17 protein-coding genes are annotated in these 20682 nt (G+C 67.2%); 9 read left to right on the top strand and 8 right to left on the bottom strand.

Annotated features, from left to right (window positions below; genetic code table 11):
• Positions 1-53 precede the first annotated feature (53 nt).
• The 5 genes from pheT (at position 54) to ACK4S9_RS02330 (ending at position 6131) form a co-directional block, all read left to right on the top strand.
• Positions 54-2480 carry a phenylalanine--tRNA ligase subunit beta gene (pheT, locus tag ACK4S9_RS02350; RefSeq protein WP_409720906.1) on the top strand — a complete coding sequence of 809 codons (2427 nt, stop codon included), beginning with the start codon at positions 54-56 and terminating at the stop codon, positions 2478-2480.
• 170 nt (positions 2481-2650) lie between these two features.
• Positions 2651-2995: an integration host factor subunit alpha gene (locus ACK4S9_RS02345; RefSeq protein WP_281908493.1), complete on the top strand. Its 345-nt coding sequence runs from the start codon at positions 2651-2653 to the stop codon at positions 2993-2995.
• Positions 2996-3002: 7 nt separating this feature from the next.
• The gene (locus tag ACK4S9_RS02340) at positions 3003-3413 is read left to right on the top strand and encodes a MerR family transcriptional regulator (protein WP_409720904.1); all 411 of its coding nucleotides are present in this window, start codon (positions 3003-3005) and stop codon (positions 3411-3413) included.
• 257 nt (positions 3414-3670) lie between these two features.
• On the top strand, positions 3671-4303 hold the full coding sequence (locus tag ACK4S9_RS02335) for a response regulator transcription factor (protein ID WP_027865355.1): 633 nt from the start codon (positions 3671-3673) through the stop codon (positions 4301-4303).
• 301 nt (positions 4304-4604) lie between these two features.
• On the top strand, positions 4605-6131 hold the full coding sequence (locus ACK4S9_RS02330) for a CHASE3 domain-containing protein (protein WP_409720901.1): 1527 nt from the start codon (positions 4605-4607) through the stop codon (positions 6129-6131).
• Here ACK4S9_RS02330 and ACK4S9_RS02325 read toward each other — a convergent pair whose 3' ends face one another.
• Positions 6132-6932 (bottom strand): Crp/Fnr family transcriptional regulator, encoded by an 801-nt coding sequence (locus ACK4S9_RS02325; protein ID WP_409720899.1) that lies wholly within the window; start codon positions 6930-6932, stop codon positions 6132-6134.
• A 271-nt stretch (positions 6933-7203) separates the two neighbouring features.
• Here ACK4S9_RS02325 and ACK4S9_RS02320 point away from each other — a divergent pair, with 271 nt between their 5' ends.
• Together ACK4S9_RS02320 and ACK4S9_RS02315 are read left to right on the top strand one after the other, a co-directional pair.
• Positions 7204-7875, top strand: coding sequence for a response regulator transcription factor (locus ACK4S9_RS02320; RefSeq protein WP_409720897.1), 672 nt, complete (start codon positions 7204-7206; stop codon positions 7873-7875).
• Between the two features lie 7 nt (positions 7876-7882).
• The gene (locus ACK4S9_RS02315; RefSeq protein ID WP_409720895.1) at positions 7883-9259 is read left to right on the top strand and encodes a sensor histidine kinase; all 1377 of its coding nucleotides are present in this window, start codon (positions 7883-7885) and stop codon (positions 9257-9259) included.
• On the opposite strand, the gene ACK4S9_RS02310 is transcribed toward ACK4S9_RS02315, so the two are convergent.
• Genes ACK4S9_RS02310 through ACK4S9_RS02285 form a run of 6 tightly spaced genes read right to left on the bottom strand, consistent with a single transcriptional unit; the run spans position 9238 to position 15714 of the window.
• On the bottom strand, positions 9238-12582 hold the full coding sequence (locus tag ACK4S9_RS02310) for a pilus assembly protein (RefSeq protein WP_409720893.1): 3345 nt from the start codon (positions 12580-12582) through the stop codon (positions 9238-9240). The genes ACK4S9_RS02315 and ACK4S9_RS02310 overlap by 22 nt on opposite strands.
• 20 nt (positions 12583-12602) lie before the next feature.
• Complete coding sequence (locus ACK4S9_RS02305) at positions 12603-13181, bottom strand: hypothetical protein (protein ID WP_409720891.1); 579 nt, start codon at positions 13179-13181, stop codon at positions 12603-12605.
• Positions 13178-14248, bottom strand: coding sequence for a PilW family protein (locus tag ACK4S9_RS02300; protein WP_409720889.1), 1071 nt, complete (start codon positions 14246-14248; stop codon positions 13178-13180). The genes ACK4S9_RS02305 and ACK4S9_RS02300 overlap by 4 nt, the downstream gene beginning before the upstream one ends.
• A 20-nt stretch (positions 14249-14268) precedes the next feature.
• Positions 14269-14853, bottom strand: coding sequence for a type IV pilus modification protein PilV (locus ACK4S9_RS02295; RefSeq protein ID WP_409720887.1), 585 nt, complete (start codon positions 14851-14853; stop codon positions 14269-14271).
• A gap of 4 nt (positions 14854-14857) precedes the next feature.
• Positions 14858-15319: a GspH/FimT family pseudopilin gene (locus ACK4S9_RS02290; RefSeq protein WP_409720885.1), complete on the bottom strand. Its 462-nt coding sequence runs from the start codon at positions 15317-15319 to the stop codon at positions 14858-14860.
• Positions 15313-15714 (bottom strand): type IV pilin protein, encoded by a 402-nt coding sequence (locus tag ACK4S9_RS02285; RefSeq protein WP_409720883.1) that lies wholly within the window; start codon positions 15712-15714, stop codon positions 15313-15315. The genes ACK4S9_RS02290 and ACK4S9_RS02285 overlap by 7 nt, the downstream gene beginning before the upstream one ends.
• Before the next feature lie 162 nt (positions 15715-15876).
• Here ACK4S9_RS02285 and ACK4S9_RS02280 point away from each other — a divergent pair, with 162 nt between their 5' ends.
• Positions 15877-17556, top strand: a complete 1680-nt coding sequence (locus ACK4S9_RS02280) for a peptide chain release factor 3 (RefSeq protein WP_409720881.1) — start codon at positions 15877-15879, stop codon at positions 17554-17556.
• A 43-nt stretch (positions 17557-17599) separates the two neighbouring features.
• Here ACK4S9_RS02280 and ACK4S9_RS02275 read toward each other — a convergent pair whose 3' ends face one another.
• Entirely contained in the window at positions 17600-18301 is a 702-nt protein-coding gene (locus ACK4S9_RS02275; protein ID WP_409720879.1) for an outer membrane beta-barrel protein, read from the bottom strand.
• Between the two features lie 292 nt (positions 18302-18593).
• Between ACK4S9_RS02275 and ACK4S9_RS02270 the strand changes: the two genes are divergently transcribed.
• On the top strand, positions 18594-20264 hold the full coding sequence (locus ACK4S9_RS02270) for a methyl-accepting chemotaxis protein (protein ID WP_409720877.1): 1671 nt from the start codon (positions 18594-18596) through the stop codon (positions 20262-20264).
• The last annotated feature ends 418 nt before the right edge of the window (positions 20265-20682 follow it).

Raw genomic sequence — 20682 nt, 5'->3', positions numbered from 1 at the left:
TTCAGTACGCTCAGTCATAAATACAAGTCACGCGCTGACGAGGTAGAAAGAATATGCAATTCTCCGAAAACTGGCTCCGTTCCATGGTCGATCCGCAGATGACCTCCAGCGAGCTGTCCCACCTCTTGACCATGTCCGGCCTCGAAGTCGAGGAAGTGGAAGCGGTCGCGCCGCCCTTCACCAACGTGGTGGTGGCCGAGGTCAAGGAAGTCGCCAAGCACCCGGACGCCGACCGCCTGAACGTCTGCCAGGTCGACGTCGGCACCGGCACGCTCCTGAATATCGTCTGCGGCGCGCCGAACGTGCGCGCCGGCATGAAGGCGATCTGCGCCAAGGCCGGCGCCGTGCTGCCGCCGGGGCTCGATGGCAAGCCCTTCGCGATCAAGGTCGGCAAGCTGCGCGGCGTCGAGTCGCAGGGCATGATGTGCTCGGCCAAGGAACTGAAAATCTCCGAAGAGGGCAGCGGCCTGATGGAGCTGCCGGCGGACGCCCCGGTTGGCGCCGACATCCGCGACTACCTCGGCCTGGACGATCTGAAGTTCACCATCAAGCTGACCCCGAACAAGGCCGACTGCCTGTCGGTGCTGGGCGTGGCGCGCGAAGTGGCGGCCCTGACCGGCGCCCCGCTGCACGTGCCGACGACGAAGCAGGTAAGCGTCAACAGCGACGAAACCCTGCCGGTCAGGATCTCGGCGCCGGACCTGTGCGGCCGTTTCTCGGGCCGCGTCATCCGCGGCCTGAACGCCCGCGCGGCGACCCCGGACTGGATGAAGCAGCGCCTCGAGCGCAGCGGCCAGCGATCCGTGTCGGCGCTGGTCGACATCTCGAACTACGTGATGCTGGAAGTCGGCCGTCCTTCGCACGTGTTCGACCTGTCCAAGATCCACGGCGGCCTGGATATCCGCTGGGGCAGGAAGGGCGAGCAACTCAAGCTCCTGAACGGCAACACCGTCGAGGTCGACGAGTGGGTCGGCGTGATCGCCGACGACAGGCAAATCGAATCGCTGGCCGGCATCATGGGCGGCGACTCCACCGCCGTCACCCTGGATACGGTCGACATCTACCTGGAAGCCGCCTTCTGGTGGCCGAACGCCATCCAGGGGCGCGCGCGCAAGTACAACTTCTCGACCGACGCGGCGCACCGCTTCGAGCGCGGCGTCGACTACGCGACGACCGTCGAGCACCTCGAGCGCATCACCGCGCTGATCGTCGAGATCTGCGGCACCCTTGACACCAAAGTCGGCCCGGTCGACGACCAGGCCGTCAACCTGCCGCAGCCCAGGGCGGTGGCCATGCGCACCGCCCGCGCCGCGAAAGTCATCGGCGTGCCGCTCACCGACGAGGTGGTGGCCGACATCTTCACCCGCTTGCAGCTGCCGTTCACGTTTGAAAAAGGTGTGTTCCAGGTGAGCTCGCCGTCCTACCGCTTCGACATCGAGATCGAGGAAGACCTGATCGAGGAAGTGGCGCGCGTGTACGGCTTCGAGAACATCCCGACCCGTCCGCCGGTGGCGCCGACCGCGATGCTGATCGAGCCGGAAAACACCCGCTCGCTGTTCGCGATCCGTCACCAACTGGCCGACCTGGGTTACCAGGAAACCGTGAACATGAGCTTCGTGGAAGCCCAGTGGGAACAGGACTTCGCCGCCAACGCGGATCCGATCCGCCTGCAGAACCCGATCGCCAGCCAGATGAGCGTGATGCGCTCGAACCTGGTGGGCAGCCTGCTGGCCAACGTGCGCTACAACGTCAACCGCAAGGCCGGGCGCGTGCGCGTGTTCGAAGTCGGCGCCGTGTTCAAGCGTAACCCGCAAGCCCAGGACGGCCCGCTGTCGGTTGCCGGTTTCGACCAGCCCAAGCGTGTCGCCGCCATGGCCTATGGCCCGGTCAATGACGAGCAGTGGGGCGAGAAGACCCGCGCGGTGGACTTCTTCGACGTCAAGGCCGACCTGGAAGCGCTGCTCGCACCACGCGTGCCGCGCTTCGTGAAAGGCGAGCATCCGGCCCTGCATCCGGGCCGCAGCGCCATCGTCGAACTGGATGGCAAGCAAATCGGCTTCATCGGCGAGCTGCACCCGCGTTGGCTGCAGAAGTACGACCTGCCGCAGGCGCCGGTCGTGTTCGAAGTCGATGCGGAGGCGCTGCGCCAACGCCACGTGCCCGTGTACAGCGAGATTTCCAAGTTCCCGGGGGCAACCCGCGACCTGGCGCTGGTGGTGAAGCAGGGCGTCTCGGCCCAGGAAGTGCTCGATACCTTCCACGCCGAGATCGCCTCGAATCCTGGCGGAAAGATCGTGCAAGCCGTTGTTTTGTTTGATGAATACCGCGGCAAGGGCCTGGAGACGGATGAAAAAAGCCTTGCTTTCCGCTTTGGCTTGCAAGATACTCAATCGACGCTGCAGGACGACGCGGTGGACGCCATCATGGCGGCCGTGGCCCGTGCGGCACAAGAAAAAGTCGGCGCAAAGCTGCGTGCATGACGTGCCTGGCCGCGGCGTTCCAGCGGAACGCGGCGGCGAAGCGCTTCACATCGTTCCAAAACATCGTTTCTTGAAGGGTGGGCTTCAAAATTAATAACAACGACGTTGATTCGGCCGTGTTCCAGGAAGCGCTGGCGGCCGATCTGCATCGCGCGACGCAAGTGGCGCGGATGCGGAAGGAAGCAGAGAAGGACCTGCCGACCCTGACCAAGGCCGAGCTGGCCGAACTGCTGTTCGAGCAGGTCGGCCTGAACAAGCGCGAAGCCAAGGACATGGTCGAGACCTTCTTCGACGAAATCCGTAACGCGCTCGAGCGCGGCGAGGCCGTCAAGCTGTCGGGCTTCGGCAACTTCCAGTTGCGCGACAAGCCGCAGCGGCCGGGCCGCAATCCGAAAACCGGGGAAGAGATCCCGATCACGGCGCGCCGCGTCGTGACTTTCCACGCCAGTCAGAAGCTCAAGGGAATGGTCGAGGAGACTAATCCCCCGAGTAACTCGCTGGCCCGAGCTGCTTGAGTGATAGATGAGCGAACGACCGAACAAGCCTGAACCCGTGGTGCTGCCGCCGATCCCGGCCAAGCGCTATTTCACGATTGGTGAAGTGAGCGATTTGTGCGGGGTCAAACCGCATGTGTTGCGCTACTGGGAACAGGAATTTACCCAACTGAAGCCGGTCAAACGCCGAGGTAACCGCCGTTATTACCAGCACCACGAAGTGCTGCTGATCCGCCGCATCCGCGAGCTGCTCTACGAGCAGGGCTTTACCATCAGCGGGGCGCGCAATCGCCTCGACGGCCGCGGCCATGCGGTGGCCGAAGCCGACGAAGTCGAGATGGTGCCGGCCGCGCCCACCGTCGATGTCGAGATGGTCCGGGCCGAGTTGCTGGACATCCTTGCGCTCCTGAAGCACGGCCGCAGCGCCAGCGCTGCCTGAGGCGTCGGGCGCGCCCGGTCGCGCCGCGCCGTTTGCGCTTGCCGGGCTTCCTGATGCGGTGCGCTCATCAAATTCGTCAAATAACCCGCTGCGCGGCTGTGTTGATGCGCACCGCGCATAACTCAGCAAGTGTGTGCCTTGATGCCCCGCGCCGTAGTGATAGAATGTCACTTGCGGTCATGCTTATATATGCATGCAAGCCGGGCGTTTGCACGGACCTGGCACTTTCCTGAAAAGGGAAAATTTAAGGGAAGACAATGATACGCGTTGCCATTTGTGACGATCACCAAATAGTACGAGCAGGGTTCAAGCAGATTTTCTCGTCGTCGGGCGAGTTCGAAGTCGTTGCCGAAGGCGCCACCGGACGGGAGGCCCTCGATATCGCACGCCGCGAAATCTGCGACGTCCTCCTGCTCGACATCGCCATGCCGGACCAGAGCGGCATCGATATCCTGCGCACCATTCGCCAGGGCCAGCCCAACCTGCCGGTGCTGATCCTGTCCGGTTATCCGGCGCAGCAGTACGCGCTGAACCTGTTCAAGATGGGCGCCAACGGCTACCTGAACAAGGAATGCGAAGCCGACGAGCTCAAGACCGCGGTGCGCACCGTTTACCAGGGCCGCCGTTACGTGAGCTCGACCGTGGGCGAACTGCTGGCCCAGAGTTTCGACCGCGACCCCAACACGGCCCTGCACACCGAACTGTCGGACCGCGAGTTCCAGGTCTTCCTGCGCCTGGCCAAGGGGGCGACCGTGTCGGACATCGGCAATGCCCTGTCACTGTCGATCAAGACCGTGTCCACCTACCGGACCCGCATCATGGAAAAGATGGGCCTGCAGTCGAACAGCGACCTGACCTATTACGCCATGAAGAACAACCTGCTCGACTGAGCTGCTCCCCGACGCGCCGGCCCGCCGGCGCGTGTCCCCCGCCTTCCCGTTCTTCCCGGCTGCGACCTTGCCAGCCAACAATTGTTTCCAAACCTTACAAAAAATTCGCCCCTGTGCAACATTTGTATTGCATACCGCCGCGTCCTGACGCACACTGGGAGGTGTCAGCCACCCAGCATCTGCGCATCCATTAACAAGGCTGGCACCGCGTCAGCGTCGTTACCACACGGTCCGCACTGCACTGTCGAGCTAACGCGACTATAATCGGCCCGGACGGCGTTAGTTGCGCGAAAGGAAGCTCATGTACTTTTCCACTGCCTTCGATGGCAAGCGGCTGCGCGGCCTGCCGCTTTCCAAGACCCTGTTGTGCGTGGCCTGTGTCGTCATCCTGGTCATCAACGCGGTCTTCCTGGTCCGAAACCTCGACGACCTGCGCGCCGCCAACGCCCTGCAGGCCCAGACCGCCCGCGTCACCGACGAACTCCAGTACCTGAACCTCCTGGTCACCGATGCCGAGACCGGCCTGCGCGGCTATTTCCTGTCCGGCTCGGAAGTCAACCTCGGGCCGCTGCACGCGGCGCCCCAGCAGATCGACAACCAGTTGCGCGCCCTGGGCGTGCTACTGGCCGACAGCCCCTCGCAAACCAGAAACCTGGCCCAGTTGCGTAACCTGGTGCAGCGCAAGCTCGGTTTGATGCACCAGGCCCTCGAAGTCTACCGCCGCGGCGGACTGGTCGACATTGTCGCGATCTCGGCCGCCGCCGACGAGCGCGGCCAGATGGACGAGATTCGCCTGCAGGTGGTGATCATGACGCGCGAGCAGAACGAACTGCTGGCCAGCCGTACCGCTGCCTTCTACGAACAGACGCGCCGCACGGTGCTGCTCGGAGTCGGCATCAATGCCGCCGCCATCCTGGTGCTGCTGCTGTTCTATAACCTGGTGCAGCGCAGCTTCGGCCTGCGCCTGGAAGCCGAGCGTGCGCTGCAGCAGACCAACGACAGCCTCGAAGCCGTCGTGGCCGAGCGCACCGAGCAACTGTCGGTGCTGTCGCGCCACCTGATCCGGGTCTCGGAAGAAGAAAAGTCGCGCCTGGCGCGCGAGTTGCATGACGAGATGGGCGCCAACCTGACGGCCATCGGCATGGACATGACCAGCGTCAGCGAGCAGCTCAAGGGTTCGCATCCGGAACTGGTGGCGATGCTGGGCCGGGCGCGCAAAACCCTGGTCGACACCGTCCAGCTCAAGCGCCGCATCATCGAGAACCTGCGCCCCAGCCTGCTCGACAACATGGGCCTGTCGGCTGCGCTGCAGAGCTATTGCGCCGACTACGCGCGCGTGACCGCGCTCGACTGCGACGCGCTGATCGATGCCGAAGCCGACCGGGCCGGCCCGATGCAGGCCATCGCGCTGTTCCGCATCACCCAGGAAGCCCTGAACAATATCGCCAAGTACGCCAAGGCGCGCACCGTGATCGTCAACCTGACGCGCGAGCCGGACGGCTGGGAGCTGGAGATCACCGATGACGGCATCGGCATTCCTCCCGATGCCATGGCCAAGTCGAAGTCGCACGGCCTGCTGGGCATGCGCGAGCGCGCCTTGCTGCTGGGCGGAAGCCTGGAGGTGGCGCCCGGCGTGAATGGCATCGGCACCTGCGTGCGCGCCTGGATTCCGGCGGCGTCGCCAGGCGGCGAGGGCGCGCCGGCTTTTACGGCGCCGCTCGCGGCTGGCGTGGAAACGACAACGCCGCCCCTGTCGATCGGGACGGCGTCGAGTAACGTACAAGCTGCTTCGAGAGCGGCGCCCGATGGGGCGCCGGTCGATCCTTGATCAGCGCGCCACGTCGCTGAGCAGGCGGTCGTATTCCGACTTGGCGACCTTGTAGCATTCGCCCGCATATTCTTCCAGGCCGGCACGGTCGAGGACAGTGATGTTGCCGCGGCGGTACTGGATCAGGCCTTCGTCCTGCAGCTTGCCGGCGGCGGCGGTGATGCTTTCGCGGCGTACGCCCAGCATGATCGAGATCAGTTCCTGGGTCACTTTCAGCTCGTTGCTGGCCGAACGGTCCAGGCGGTCGAGCAGCCAACGGCACAGTTTCTGTTCGATCGAGCTATGGCGGCCGCCGACGGCGTTCTGGGCCATCTGGGCGAACAGCGCGTTGGTGTAGCGCATCAACAGCTGGGGCAGGGCGCCGCCTTTGGCGAAGGCGTCACGCAGGAACTGGGTCTTCAGGCGGTAGCCGTAGCCGGCGCTCTGGACCACGGCGCTGCAGGTAGCGCGTTCGCCCATGAACAGCGACACGCCGACCGCGCCTTCGTGGCCGACCACCGCGATCTCGGTGGTGGCGCCGTCTTCCATCACATACAGCAGCGACACGATTGCGGTCGTCGGAAAATACACGTATTCCAATTTGCTGCCATACTCGAACAACTCCTTGCCGAATGGCAGAGGAACGAGTTCCAGGTGCTCGAACAGGGTTTCCAGGTCTTGGCGAGGCAGGGCGCCAAGCAGTTCGTTCTGCTGGGTGCCGCTGTAGCTGACAACGGGGCGGGACGCGGCTTTCACAGTCTCACTCGTGGCTGGGATCTTGTGCTGCGCTTTTTGCGTACCACCAAGTTGAGTGTTGTTCATTTTCTGTCCTCTTATCTCTAACGTGCGTCGGGTTGCGACTCTCCGAGGGCTTGTTTTCGTTTCCTCATCGCGATGTGTGAACAATAAAGCTATAGTCTGTTGGCGAACATAAGACTGGCAGTCGCACCTGTGTAGGCTTGCCGCATGATGTTTTGTAAGTCCAGTCCTACTGGAGGGATGCCGCTCTGTCATCTCTTTTTTCTTATGCTGGGGAAACGCTCGTGTGCCTGTTTCGCGCATAATGTGGCTTTCCTTTCGCCTCCCCACGACGATGCCCCTGCTTTTGCTGCTGGTCGAAGACGATGCCGTGCTGTCGGACGCTCTGGTGCGCACCTTGCAGGCCCAGGACATGCAGGTCGAACTGCTGCAGGACGGCCTGGCGGCCGACGTCCGGCTGCAGGGCCGCCAGCCCGCGGTCGTGGTGCTCGACATCGGCCTGCCCGGCATCGACGGCTTCGAAGTGCTGCGCCGCCTGCGCGAGCGCGGCAGCGCCACCCCGGTGCTGCTCCTGACCGCCCGCGATGCCATCGAGGACCGGGTGCGCGGATTGGAAGCCGGCGCCGACGATTACCTGGTCAAGCCCTTCGCCACCCCGGAACTGGTGGCGCGCATCCGCGCCCTGGCGCGCCGCTTCGCCCCGCCGCCCGGCCAGGTCGGGCTGGGACGGCTCACGCTCGACAGCGGCACCCGCCGCGCGCGCGTCGGCGAGCGCGCCCTCGAGCTGTCGGTGCGCGAATGGGGCGTGCTCGAATACCTGCTGCAACACGCCGGCCGCGTAGTGTCCAAGCAGCAGATCATCGACGCCATCGCCCCCTGGGGCGAGGACCTGACCCTCAACGCGGTCGAGGTCTACGTCTCGCGCCTGCGCCTGAAGCTCGATGGCGCGGGGGTGGCCATTCGCACCATCCGCGGCTTCGGCTACCTGCTCGAGGCAGGGAACTAGGCTGCCCATGAGCAGCATCCGCCTGCGCCTGCTGAAGTGGCTGGTCGCCCCGATCCTGATCTTCAACCTGCTGGCCGCCAGCCTCACCTACCTGCTGGCCTGGACCCCGGCCCAGCGCGCGTTCGACCAGGGCCTGCTGGACGCCGCCACCGGCCTGGCCACCCGCGTGCGCCCCGGCGGCGCGGCGGTCGACCTGCCGGCCGACCTGCCCGGAGCCGCACGGGTGCTGGGCGCAGGCTCGCCCGACGCCAGCTGGTTCGTGGTGCGCGATGCCGCCGGCAAGGTGCTGGCGGGCGACCCCGCCTTCCCGCGCCGCAGCGGCGGCGAAGCGGTGCGCGACGACCGCATGCACGGGCATCCGGTGCGGGTCGCCAGCCTGCTGGTGCCGGGAACCGGCGGTCCGGTCGAGGTGGGGGTGGCGCGCACCCTCAGCCAGCGCCAGCAGGTCCGCTCGGCGATCGTGCGCGCCCTGGTGCTGCTCGAAGTCGTGTTCAGCCTCGCGCTGGTCGGCCTGGTGTGGTTCTCGGTCGGTAACGGCCTGGCGCCGCTGGCGCGCCTGCGCGCCCGGCTCGACGCGCGCGGCAGCCACGACCTGGCGCCGCTGGCAGACGACGGCATGCCGCGCGAGCTGCTGCCGCTGGTCAGCGCCTTCAATGCCTTGCTGGAACGTATCGCCGCCGGCGCCCGGGCCCAGGACGACTTCCGCGCCAACGTCGCGCACCAGCTGCGCACCCCGCTGGCCGGGCTGCGCCTGCAGCTGGAATGGCTGGCCGGCCGCCATCGCGACGATCCCGAGACCGTGCGCACCGTCGAGCTGCTGCTGCAGGCCAACGAGCGCATGATCCGCCAGGCCAATCAGCTGCTCGCGCTCGAACGCGCCGGCCCGGAGCGCTTCGCGCAGGCGCGCTTCGCCGCGCTCGACCTATCGAGCGTCGTGGCCGAGTCGGTCCAGTCGTTCGTCGAGCGCGCGCTGCGCAAGGAGATCGACCTTGGCTTCGAGCTGGAACCGGGCTGGCTGGAAGGGGAGCGCCACATGCTGCGCGACCTGGTCGACAACCTGGTCGACAATGCGCTGCGCTACACGCCCGCCGGGGGCAGGGTCACGGTGCAGTGCCGCAGCACGCCGGAGGGCGTGCTGTTCGCGGTCGAGGATTCGGGACCGGGAATCGCGGCGGAAAAACGGGCCCAGGTGTTCCAGCGCTTCGTGCGGCTCGACCAGCACGGCGAGGGCTCGGGCCTCGGCCTGGCCATCGTGCGCGAGATCGCCGCCGCGCACGGCGCGCGTGTCGATCTCGCGGAAGGCGCTGGGGGGCGCGGACTGCGGGTCGCGGTCCGCTTTCCCCGTGAACGCCGTCTGGCAGCTCAGTCGGCGCCCGAGGTATAGCTGTAGCTGCGCTTGCGCCGCGAGTTGATGCTCGGGCGGATTTTTTGCGGGGCGATCGCCACGCTGGCGCCGGCGCTGCGCTGTACCGCACCGATCACGACCGTGGTCGCCTGCGGCTTGCCGTTGACCGTGACCGGCACGCCGGTGGCCAGCACCGGGGACGGGGGCAGGCCGCCGCCCACGAAGGCCGAGGAACGCTGGCCGCCGCAGGTGCCGTTCACGCCGATCGCGCCGGAGCCGTTGAGCAGGTTGACCCAGTAGCCGCGCGCTTCGCCGAGGGTGGTGGAGCAGGTGCCGGCGAGCGGCGGGATCGGGCGGTTGGTGCTGAAGGTCACCATGCCGCCGGCGATCAGCGCCGAGGTCACGACCTGCTCGCCCTGGCCGTTCTCGTTCAGGTCCATGAACCAGCCTTTCAGGCTGCTGGCGGGCAGGATCGCCGCGTTCGAGCAGGTGTTGCGCGCGCTCGCGCTGTAGTTTTCCAGCGCGTCGAGGTCGACCGCCTCGGTGCCCGCACCGGCCGCCAGGCTGTCCTTGTAGACGTAGAAGCGGTTGGTGACCTCCTTGAACGGATACTGGCTGGCCAGCGGATGCTCGCGGTCGCCGCTGCCGATCGCCACGTAGACGTGGTCCGGGGCCGCCAGCACCGCCGGCGCGAACAGGAACTTGCGGCCGCCGCCGCTGGTCCCGGCCACCTTGCGGCTGGTCCAGGCGCTGCTCGCCAGCGCGCTGCGGCTCGCGTCCACGAAGTCCACCCGGTACAGGCCGCCGCCGGTATCGGCCGCGTAGGCATAGTCGGGCATGGCGTCGTTGTCGATGTCGACCAGCGCGACGTCGGCCGCCACCGGGCGCGCGGTGGGGAAGCTGCGCAGCAGCGCGCCGCTGGCGGCGTCGAGGACGTAGATCACGCCGCCCTTGGCCTTGCTGCAGGCCGGCGCCCGGCTGTCGGCGTCCTCGCAGCCGTCGTAGCCGCCGCCCACCACCAGCAGCGGCGCGGCGCCGTTGCGGTAGCCCTTGACGAAGGCCACGCTCGGCGTCGACCAGGTCTGGCCGATGCCCGCCATGCCGGCAGTGCAGCCGGTGTCGTCGTTCAGGTTCGGGCAACCGGCCTTCCACTTGAACGCCGGCGACTGCGGCTTGCTGACGTCGAGGGCGTAGATCATGCGTCCGCCGCGGCGCATGGTCGGGAATATCCACACCTGCGAGCTGTCCGCATTCTGGTAGACGCCGGTCGAACCGTCGAAGAAATAGTCCTTGCGGGTCGGCGCGATGTCCATCTCGGGCATGTCCGGATAAGCGACCAGCGGGGTGTTGCTCATCAGGCGCGACAGGCGCGGGAAGAATTCCGGCGCCACGAAGGCCCAGCGCTCGACGCCGGTATCCGCGTTCATGGCGCGCAGGGTGCCGTCGTTGGCGCCGTAGAACACGGTCACGCCGACATTCTCGCCGTCGATCTGCTTGCCGCCGTAGTTGATCGGCAGCGGACGCGAATGGATCACGTCGCCGTGGATCGAGGGGCGGGTGGTGCTGGCATTGACCGTGCCTTTCTCGCCGGTGACGTCCTCGCCGCGGATGAACCTGACCAGGTCGGCCGCCATGCCGCTGTTGGCGCTGGTGAGGGCGGCGAGGCCGGCCGCGGTGTGGGTGAGCACCTTGCGGTTCACCACCTGGGTTTGCGCGCCGTTGGCCGCGCCATTGCCCTGGCGCAGTACCTGCGCGGCCGCGCCTTTTTCCACGAAGGGACCGTCCGGCAGGTCGGAATACGGCTGGAACACCTTGGGATCGCAGGTGCCGAGCGGGGCCGGATCGATGCCCAGGCCGTCCCAGTAGCTCCCGCTATCGGTGGTCCAGTAGCTGGCCGCGCAGGGCGTGACGAAGCCGGTGACGGTATTCACGGCCACCTTGCCGTTGACGTCGCCGAGGTCGATGTTGCCGTTGTTGTCGATCAGTTGGTAGCGCTTGAGGTTGCCGAACCAGCGCGGCTTGGCCTTCTTGTCGGGGCGGAACATGCCGATGAAGACCTGGTTTTCGTTCTGCGAGCGGTTGGTGGCATTCACCGGCAGGCTGGTCGAGGCGAAGGTGCTGTTGACCGCCTGGATCTCGATCAGGATCTCCCTGAGCGCGTCGACGATGGAATCCTCGTTCCTGGCCAGGAAATACTTGCCGCCGCCGGCGCGCGCCATGCTCAGCAGGAGCGAGGTGTGCTCGGCGTTCGGCTGGGCGTTATGGACGTCGATCGTATACGTCGTCACGTTCGGGCGGATGCTGCCGCTCGGCATGGCAATGCCGCGGTCGTGCAGCAGGCGCGCCCACTCGTCGGCATTGCGCGGGCCGGTGTCGGTGCTGAAGGTGCCGGTCGGGGTGTTGGTGATCTCGATGTCGGTGGCGACCACGCTGTAGCGGCTGTTGCCGGTGGTGCACACGCCGGCATCGCTGGGAACCGCATTGCCGATCTTGCAGCCTTCGGTGTAGCCGTCGCAGACGGCGCTGAAGGACGGCAGGGCGGAGGCGGCCGCGGTGGCGCTGCCATAGCAGGCGCTGGTCGTGCCCACCGTGGTCGAGGTGCTCAAGCTCTTGGTGCTGAAGTTCGGCAGGCCGAGCTGGGTGACCGGCTGGCCGTTGAGCGTGTTCAGCAGGGCGGTGTTGGCGGCGCTGTCCTTGGCCGGGCCGCTGGCGTTGGGGTTGCCGATGAAGATGACGAAGCTCTTGCCGCACAGGTTGTCGAGGGTGAGCGGCGACTTGAAGCGGGAAAAGGCGGTGGTGTAGCCGTTCCTGTCGGCCTTGCTCGCCAGCGTGGCGCCCGGCGAATAGGAATTGGCGCCGGCAAAGTAGTTGTACACGTCGTACATCAGGTTGCCGTACGGGGTATTCGAGTTGCGCTTCTCGTCCGGGCTGTTGATGTTGTTGAAGATCGTGGTCAAGTGGGCGCTGATCGCGCCGCGGTTGTCTTCGTCCATCGGCTGGACCGCATAGCGGATGAAGCCGCCATCGTCGTTGGCGTTGCCGCCGGTGACGTACTCCATCAGGCCCAGGCTCACCGAGCCGTCGAGCTCGGCCACGACGCGCTTGATCGCGTTCACCTCCGACTGGCCCTGGGTGATCCCGCCCGGCCATTTCTGGTTCTGGCGCGCCCAGTTCGAGGTGTTGTCGAGCACGATGAGGATGCGCGGATTGAGCCTGGCGCCGGCCGAGGCGCCGGTGAAGATGTCGATGTCGTCGGCTTGCGCCGGCGCCGGCAGCAGCGACAGCAGCGACAGGCAGCCCGCCAGCCCGAGGCCCAGGCGCAGGGCGGCCGGACGGGAAAAGAGTTGCGTGGTGCGGAACATGGTGAATCCTTCTCGGCGGCTCAAGTGGTGGGGCAATTGTTGGTGACGTCGTCGCGCGCCACGCGCACGGCCACGCCCTGGGTGACCGTGACCTGGGCTTCGGTCTCCATGTCGGTGGCCTCGGCGCTGATTTCCCAGATGCTGTCGGCGCAGGCCGAATTGCCGTCGACGGCGCCGGCCACGCCGAAGCTCTGCGAACTGCCCATGCTGCACACCTGGTCTTCCGCCTTGGCCAGGTCGAGCGCGGTGTTCTTGATCACAGGCGCCTTCACGCATTTCGGGCTCGGCGCGATCTTCACCCGCACGTCGTCCTTGCCGTCGCCGTTGGTGTCGACGCAGCGCTGGTTGTCGGCGCCGCAGGGGCTGGCCAGCACGTGCTTGGGGGTGACGGTGAACCGGGTGTTGCTGATCACTTCCTCGATGGTTTCGCGCGCCGCCGCCGCCGCTTCGTCACGCTGCTGCATGTTGCTGACGATTTGCAGGTTCGACTTGCCGACGTTGAAGGTGGTCAGCGCGACCAGGGTCAGGAGCACCAGCAGGACCAGGGCGGTGATCAGGGTGACGCCGCGCTGGCGGCGCGGGCTGGCGAGCTTGCTCATGGCAGCCTCCTGCCGGCCGGGTTGGGCAGCGCCACCTGGGTCTGGAACACGTGGCGCTTGTAGGCGTCTTCGGCGGCAGCGATGGTGTGGGGTTCGCCGTCGGCATCCAGGCCGAGCGTGTAGCGCTTGCGGTCGACGTAGCCGGGGCTGGGTTTGGTATTGCGCGCCAGCACGTGGATGCGGACCGCGACCGCGGCGCGCCAGTTGCTCACCGCGCAGGCCGCGCTGGCGCAGCCGTTGGCGCCGGATGGGTCGGCCGTGGTGAGGTCCGCCACGCCGTCCTTGGCCAGGTCGAGGCCATACTCGACCTGCAGGTTCTCGATCCCTTCGGCCAGCGGCACCACGGTGTTCCAGGTCGGGGCCTGGCCGGTGCTGCCCAGTTCGAGGCGCTTGAGGGTGGGGATGCCGTCGCCGGCGCGGTTGTTGTTGGCCACGTAATAGATATGGGTCAGGTAGCGCCGCTTGGCGGCCAGGGTGCCGCTGCCGGCGACCGGGCTGCAGTCGCGCTGGTGGCGGTTCAGGTTGACCTCCGACAGGCTGAGCGCGTAGAAGTCGGCGACGTTGGGCGAATCGAGTTCGGTGGCGTTGCTGCACAGCGAAGCCTGGAAGAACGGCCCGCCGTTCGACAGCGGGGCGCAGTTGCCGACGCCGGCGATGCAGGTGGCGGTGCGGCGCACCACCAGCACGTCGGTGCCGCGGCGCACGTCGCTCAGGCAGGACGGCAGCGTGGCGCCGGCGTCCAGCCCCTGGACCGGCAGCACCAGGCCGGCCTTGAGTTCGTCCAGGCTGGCGGCGCACAGGGCCGGCAGGGCGGCCGGGTTGGCCAGCACGGTCGGGTCGAATTCGGCGTAGTAGCCGGCGTTGCGCAAGTCCACGCCCAGCACGTCGATCGCGTAGCGGCCGTTCTCGACCTGCTGGTGCGCCTGCTCGATTTCCTGCTGGGCGCGGGTATTCTTCACGAACATCGTGGACAGGCCGGCCAGGATCGCCAGGCCCAGGGCCGAGGCGATCATCAGTTCGGCCAGCGAAAAGCCGCGCGCGCGGCCTATTGAAGGAAGGGGACGCATGCTGTTCTCCTGTGCCGGGTTCAAGAGCATCCCGGCAGGCCGACGGCGACGCGCGCCGATACGGTGCGGCGGTGGGTGTCCGGGCCGTACAGGTCCTTGCCGCAGGCCTGGGCCGGGGCCTTGGTCGCGTGCATGCCCTGCCATGCCACGGTGACGAGATAGACCGCCGGCGTGCAGACCCCGACGGCCGTGTTTTCGGCGCGCACCAGTTCGACGCAGCCGCGCGCGCCCTGCATGGCGCCGGCGTTGTTGCCGCCGCGCTGTTCGGCCGCGCCCTTCAGGGCCAGGTTCCACTCGCACAGGTCGCGGTCCTTGCCGGCCGCCGCGGCGCAGTCCGTGCTCAGCGTGCTGCCGGTGCCGAGCGGCGCCGCGGTGACGTAGTCGCCGGCCTGGGCGCCGTTGGCAGACAGGCGCGCCTGCATGTCCTGCAGCAGCACCGCGGCCTGGGCGCGCTGGTAGGACTCGATGGTGCCGACGTGGGCCTTGGCCTGGAAGGCCGCCAGGCCCAGCAGGCCAAAAGCGAGCACGACCATCGTGATCAGGACTTCGACCAGGCCCACGCCGCGTGCGCGAAGCCGTGGGGGGAGGGAATGCAATCGTTTCATGGCATCAGCAGGCGGACTGGGTTTGGTTCGGGCGCCCCGACAGGTCGACCTTGACGCAGCGCAGTTCGGCGCCGCTCTTGCCGGCGATCTCGAAGCTCGGCAGGCTGGTGCCCTTGACACGGCCGTTGGCCAGGTAGGTGACGCGCTCGGGCCCCGTGATGCGGGCCACGCTGGGCGCGGGGTGGCTGTGCAGCGGGCGGCCGGCGGCGCCCGGCGCGGCGATGCTCCAGCCGGCGATCCAGCCGCCGGCGCCAGGAGCCAGCGTGACCTCGGCGTTGCGCTTGATCGCCTCGCTGCGCGCCAGGAGCAAGGCGGTGTGCAGGTCGGTGCCGGTGCTGCGCGCGCGCATGGCGGCCACCCAGTTGCCGTAGGCGGGGGCCGCGACCGCGCCCAGGATCGCCATCACGGCCAGCGCCGTCATCAACTCGGGCAGCGTGACGCCGCGCTGGCGATCCCGGCTTACCATTTGCCGGCCGGCGTGCGCACGCCCGCCTGGTTGATGCTCAGGGCGCCGTCCGCCGCCTGGGTCGAGCCCGCCAAGGGCGTGGCGGTGATCGTATAGCCCTGCGGCGGCCCTTCCACCAGGGTGATCGTGACCTGGTATTTGGCGGTGACCGCGCCTGGCGGCGTGATGCCCAGCTCGCCGGGCGTGGCGGCGTAGCTGCGGCTGTCGGCCATGTACTGGGCCTGGGCCTGGCTCAGCTCCATCAGGTAGGACTGGGCGGCGGCGCGCTTGCTGCGCACCACGTACTGGTTGTACGAGGGCAGGGCGATCGCGGTCAGAATGCCGACGATGGCGACCGCCACCATCAGTTCGACCAGGGTGAAGCCGCGCCGGTGCCGAAAGCTTGGGGAAATCATTATTTCCTCACGGAACTATAAATGTTGCCCAGTATAAACATTGAAGCTGTCAAATTGCTGACAAAGAGGTGGGAAGGAGGGCGGCCTGATGCGCGCCGTCCACACAAGCCGCGCCGTACCCGGTAAAATCGCCGGTTTTGCATCAATCCACGGCCCGAGACCATGTCCACCGATACCGCAGCACCCGGCAACGAGAACGCCGACGAGATCTCCCTTGATACGAGCGCCGGCGCGGCAGGCAAGCCGGGCGCCCTGATCGCGCGCGAAGTCGCGCGCCGCCGCACCTTCGGCATCATTTCCCACCCCGACGCGGGCAAGACCACGCTGACCGAGAAGCTGCTGCTGTTCTCGGGCGCGATCCAGCTGGCCGGCACCGTCAAGGGCCGCAAGAGCGGCCGCCATGCGACCTCGGACTGGATGGACATCGAGAAGCAGCGCGGCATTTCGGTCGCGTCCTCGGTGATGCAGTTCGAATTCCGCGAGCACGTGATCAACCTGCTCGACACCCCGGGCCACCAGGACTTCTCGGAAGACACCTACCGGGTGCTGACCGCGGTCGACTCGGCCCTGATGGTGATCGACGCGGCCAAGGGCGTGGAAGAGCAGACCATCAAGCTGCTCGACGTCTGCCGCATGCGCGATACCCCGATCGTCACCTTCATGAACAAGCTCGACCGCGAAACCCGCGACCCGCTCGAGCTGCTCGACGAGGTGGAATCGGTGCTCAAGATCGAGTGCGCGCCGGTGACCTGGCCGATCGGCATGGGCAAGAACTTCCGCGGCGTCTACCACCTGCTGCGCGACGAGATCATGCTGTTCAAGGCCGGCGAGGAAAAGGCCGATGGCGCCTTCGAGATCGTCAAGGGCATCGACAACCCGAAGCTGGCCGAGATGTTCCCGCTCGAGATCGAGCAGCTCAAGATGGAAGTGGAACTGGTGCACGGCGCTTCGCACGTGTTCGACCTGGAGCGCTTCCTGTCGGGGGTGCAGACGCCGGTGTTCTTCGGATCGGCGATCAACAACTTCGGCGTGCGCGAGATCCTGTCGGCGCTGGTCGACTGGGCCCCGGCCCCGCGCGAACGCGACGCCACCGTGCGCGCGGTCGAGCCGACCGAGCCGAAGTTCTCCGGCTTCGTCTTCAAGATCCAGGCCAACATGGACCCGGCGCACCGCGACCGTATCGCTTTCCTGCGCGTGTGCTCGGGCCGTTTCGAGAAGGGCATGAAGGTCAAGCACCTGCGCCTGGGCAGGGAGGTCAAATTGTCGTCGGTGGTGACCTTCATGGCCTCGAGCCGCGAGCAGGTCGAAGAAGCCTACGCCGGCGACATCATCGGCCTGCCGAACCACGGCAACATGCAGATCGGCGACAGCTTCTCCGAAGGCGAGCTCTTGACCTTCACCGGCATCCCGTATTTTGCCCCGGACCTGTTCCGCACCGTGCGCATCCGCAATCCGCTGAAGGTCAAGCAGCTCCACAAGGGCCTGCAGCAGCTGGGCGAAGAGGGCGCGGTGCAGGTGTTCAAGCCGGTGCTGGGTTCCGACCTGATCCTGGGCGCGGTCGGCGTGCTGCAGTTCGAGGTGGTAGCCAGCCGCCTGCTGAACGAATACGGCGTCGATGCGGTGTTCGAGGGCAGCAGCATCTCGAGCGCGCGCTGGGTGTCGAGCGACGACAAGAAGGCCCTGTCGGACTTCGAGAACCAGCTCGGCCACCAGGTCGCCTATGACGCGGCCGGCAACATGGCCTTCCTCGCCACCTCGGGCGTCAACCTGCGCCTGACCCAGGAACGCTGGCCCAAGCTGACCTTCCACGCCACCCGCGAGCACGCGGCCAAGCTGGGCTAAGGCCTGTCAACTCCGGGGCGCCTGCACGGCGCCCCGCGTCCCATCAAAAGCCGAAGCCGACGCTCCCGCGCACGCCGCTGGCGTTCGAATTGCTGCGGAACTTGTCGGCGCTGCCGTTCATGATGACTTCGCCCTTGAGCGTCGCCTTGTCGCCCAGCTTGTACTTCGCGCCAAGCGCGCCATAGGCGCCGGTGCCGGCCTCGCTCCCGAAGGCCGTGGCGGGTTTGCCGCCGGCATGGGCTTCGGCCATGTTCGGCGTCACGAAACCATCGTTCTTCACCACGCTCTGGGCGACGCCCAGCTTGCCATAGGCGGTCAAGCGCTCGTTGACCGGCACGGTGATCTTCGCAGCAAGATGGGTGGTATAGCTCCGGGCGCCAAGCACGCCCGCTCCCACGGCCTCATCGATCGCCATCTCCCTGGCATTGAAGGGGTTCGGCTTGTGGAAACCCCGGTCGTCGAGGTGGGAGTAGCCGGCCTCCAGCGCAAGGTACTGGTTGAACGCGTAGCCGATCACCAGCCTGGGATCGGTGCGAAAGCCCTGGGCCTTGAACAGGCGGTCGTTGGGGTTGGCGGCTTCGTTGCCGCCGTAGACGCTCCGGTAGCGTTTGAAACCCTCGGCCAGGGGGCCGTAGCGTCCGCCCGGCTGGGCCGAGAGGCTGGAAGAGGGCGCGTCGATGGATTGCGCCTGCGCGCTGCCCATGGCGACGAGCACTGCGACAAGGGCGAAGCCGGTGGCCTTCATGCGTGTTCCTTTTCGTGACGTGATGGTCGGGTCGAGCGGAAGGATACAACCTGTGGCAGGAGCAACTATATCAAATTGGTAAGTGATTGTTTCACAATACATATGCCTGTTGGTTCGCACCTGGAGATGGCGGGCGATCTGAGCCAGCGCAAACCGGCACCAGATTGAAGCGCGTAGATTCATTGAATGCGTTTAGGAAACTAACTACATTCGCGTCACTCTCAGGGAGGCAATCATGCTGGTTCATCCGACTCCTTCCCATGCCAACACATCGTCGCCGGTGGTCTGAGCCATGCTGTCGCGACTGAAGATCGGCCCCAAGCTGCTGCTCGCGCCCGGCATCGTCCTGCTGCTGCTGGTCCTGCTCTCGAGCGGCGCCTATTATGCGATGGTCAAGCAGCACCAGTCGCTCCAGTCCATCGTCGGTCCCCGTGCGGTGCAGATGCGCAGCGCGGCCGAACTGGTGGGCCAGGCCCAGCGCGTGCACGCGGATACCTACAAGCTGCTCACCTGGCTCGGCAGCAGCTTCTCGCGCGCGCGCATCGACGCGCTGATCGCCGACATCCATCGCCAGCATGGCGCGATCGAGCGCGCCTTCGGCGAACTGCTGCAGCGCACCGGCGACGGCGCCGAGCGCCGCCACGTCGAGCAGGCGGCGCGGGCGCACCGGCTGTACGTGCGGGCGGCGCGCGAAGTGGTCGAACTGGCCCACGCCGATCAGACCATCGGCGCCAATGCCATGATCAAGCCCGAGGCCGCGTTCTCCAGCCTGGTGCAGCGCATGGGCATGCTGGCCACGCTCGAGCGAGCGCTGTCCGAAGAGGCTTCCAGCGCGGCCGCCGCCGACTTCCGGCTCACCGCCGGCCTGATGCCCTTCGTGGTGCTGCTGGCGGTCGGGGTGTCGTTGGCCATCACGGTGGCGGTGCGGCGCGCGCTGCTGCTGGAAATCCGCAGCATCGGCGCGGCTGCCCAGGGCCTGGCGAGCGGCGACCTGACGGTGGGCGTGCGGGTCTATGGCGAGGACGAGATCGGCGAAACCTCGCGCGCGCTCGACGCCGGCATCCGCAACCTGAACGGCACCCTGCGCACCGTGCTGGAGTCGGCGCGCACCATCGGCAGCGCCTCGCGCGACCTCAGCCTTGGCAACCTGAGCATGCACAGCCGGGCGGTATTTCGCGGCCGCTCGCTCGAAGACACGGCGGCCAGCATGCAGCAGCTGGCCGAGACCGTCACCGTCACCGCCACCCATGCGCTGGCCGCCAACCGGCTGGCGCAGTCGGCTTCCTGCCGCGCGCGCGCGGGCGGGCAGGGCGTCGAACACATGGCGGCTACCCTGGGGCGGGTCAAGGAGAGCGCGGCGCGGGCGGCCGAAGTGGCGGCCGCGATCGACGCCTTTGCCAGCGAAGCCGGGGCGCTGGCCCTGAACGCCGCCCTCGGCGCGGCGCGCGGCCATGATGTCGCCGGCGCCGCCAACGAGATGCGGGCGCTGGCCCAGCGCGCAGCGGGCGGCGCCCGCGAGGTGCGCGAACTGGCGGCGCGCTCGGTGGCCGAGATCGAGGGCTGCGCCGCATGGGCGGCCCAGGCCGGCGCCGGGGTCGAGGACACGCTGGGAGCGGCGCGCGAGATGGAAGACGTGCTGGGACGGATCGGCAGCGCCAGCGCCGGCCAGGCCGGCAGCCTGGCCGAGGTCAACCAGGCGATCGTGCGGATGGACGAGGTGACCCAGCAGAACTGCGCGCTGGTCGAGGAAGCGGCGGCGGCCGCGCGCACCCTGCAGATGCAGGCGCTGGCGCTGTCGCGCACGGTGGCGGCCTTCCGCCTCGGCGAGCCGGAATCGGCGCCGGCGCCCCGACCGGAGAGCATGGCGCCGCCGCCGATTGAAAACGGCGCCCCCCGGGATCTTCCCAGGGAGCGCCGTCGTCACGAGCGGTCGCACTTGCGGCTCGCCTCGAGCCGCAAGTGATTCCTCGTTCAGTCCAGCGTATGGTCAGGTAAGGTTCTTGCATTGGCGTGCCTAGCGCTATGTCGAGACAGCTCCTCAGTCTTGGTTCCTGTTCCGGTCACGCGAGGCCTTCGGCTGCGATCGGAAGCTGCTGATCGACGCCGCCGAGAACGTCGTGCCTCCGCTGCCCGGCGCCCGGTGCGGGGCGACTGCCACACCCTGGCGCCGGGCTCTGCCGGCGCGTACTCGCGCTTCCGGCGCCACGCCGAAGCGGCATCCTGCAAGTAGGCGGACAGGAAAATATCATCATCGACGTCGCGCTCGACATGCTCGAGGATCGCGATGCCCCTCGCTACGTGGCCTGATGCGGTGTATGGCCGGGATCGTCCGACCGGTGCAAAAAACGCATAGCAGCCATGCATCGTTTTAAGTTGCACGA

This window comes from Massilia sp., assembly GCF_046293535.1.
Classification (GTDB): Bacteria; Pseudomonadota; Gammaproteobacteria; order Burkholderiales; family Burkholderiaceae_D; genus Telluria.
This window is presented reverse-complemented; position numbering and strand designations above follow the sequence as displayed.

Bases quoted from the DNA above. Each gene is read 5' to 3' on its own strand.
- ACK4S9_RS02270 (WP_409720877.1), top strand. From the start codon at position 18,594: ATGCTGTCGCGACTGAAGATCGGCCCCAAGCTGCTGCTCGCGCCCGGC.
- ACK4S9_RS02300 (WP_409720889.1), bottom strand. From the start codon at position 14,248: ATGCGTCCCCTTCCTTCAATAGGCCGCGCGCGCGGCTTTTCGCTGGCC.
- ACK4S9_RS02295 (WP_409720887.1), bottom strand. From the start codon at position 14,853: ATGAAACGATTGCATTCCCTCCCCCCACGGCTTCGCGCACGCGGCGTG.
- ACK4S9_RS02315 (WP_409720895.1), top strand. From the start codon at position 7,883: ATGAGCAGCATCCGCCTGCGCCTGCTGAAGTGGCTGGTCGCCCCGATC.
- ACK4S9_RS02345 (WP_281908493.1), top strand. From the start codon at position 2,651: ATGCGGAAGGAAGCAGAGAAGGACCTGCCGACCCTGACCAAGGCCGAG.
- ACK4S9_RS02310 (WP_409720893.1), bottom strand. From the start codon at position 12,582: ATGTTCCGCACCACGCAACTCTTTTCCCGTCCGGCCGCCCTGCGCCTG.
- ACK4S9_RS02335 (WP_027865355.1), top strand. From the start codon at position 3,671: ATGATACGCGTTGCCATTTGTGACGATCACCAAATAGTACGAGCAGGG.
- ACK4S9_RS02280 (WP_409720881.1), top strand. From the start codon at position 15,877: ATGTCCACCGATACCGCAGCACCCGGCAACGAGAACGCCGACGAGATC.
- ACK4S9_RS02340 (WP_409720904.1), top strand. From the start codon at position 3,003: ATGAGCGAACGACCGAACAAGCCTGAACCCGTGGTGCTGCCGCCGATC.
- ACK4S9_RS02275 (WP_409720879.1), bottom strand. From the start codon at position 18,301: ATGAAGGCCACCGGCTTCGCCCTTGTCGCAGTGCTCGTCGCCATGGGC.
- ACK4S9_RS02290 (WP_409720885.1), bottom strand. From the start codon at position 15,319: ATGGTAAGCCGGGATCGCCAGCGCGGCGTCACGCTGCCCGAGTTGATG.
- ACK4S9_RS02320 (WP_409720897.1), top strand. From the start codon at position 7,204: ATGCCCCTGCTTTTGCTGCTGGTCGAAGACGATGCCGTGCTGTCGGAC.
- pheT (WP_409720906.1), top strand. From the start codon at position 54: ATGCAATTCTCCGAAAACTGGCTCCGTTCCATGGTCGATCCGCAGATG.
- ACK4S9_RS02330 (WP_409720901.1), top strand. From the start codon at position 4,605: ATGTACTTTTCCACTGCCTTCGATGGCAAGCGGCTGCGCGGCCTGCCG.
- ACK4S9_RS02325 (WP_409720899.1), bottom strand. From the start codon at position 6,932: ATGAACAACACTCAACTTGGTGGTACGCAAAAAGCGCAGCACAAGATC.
- ACK4S9_RS02305 (WP_409720891.1), bottom strand. From the start codon at position 13,181: ATGAGCAAGCTCGCCAGCCCGCGCCGCCAGCGCGGCGTCACCCTGATC.
- ACK4S9_RS02285 (WP_409720883.1), bottom strand. From the start codon at position 15,714: ATGATTTCCCCAAGCTTTCGGCACCGGCGCGGCTTCACCCTGGTCGAA.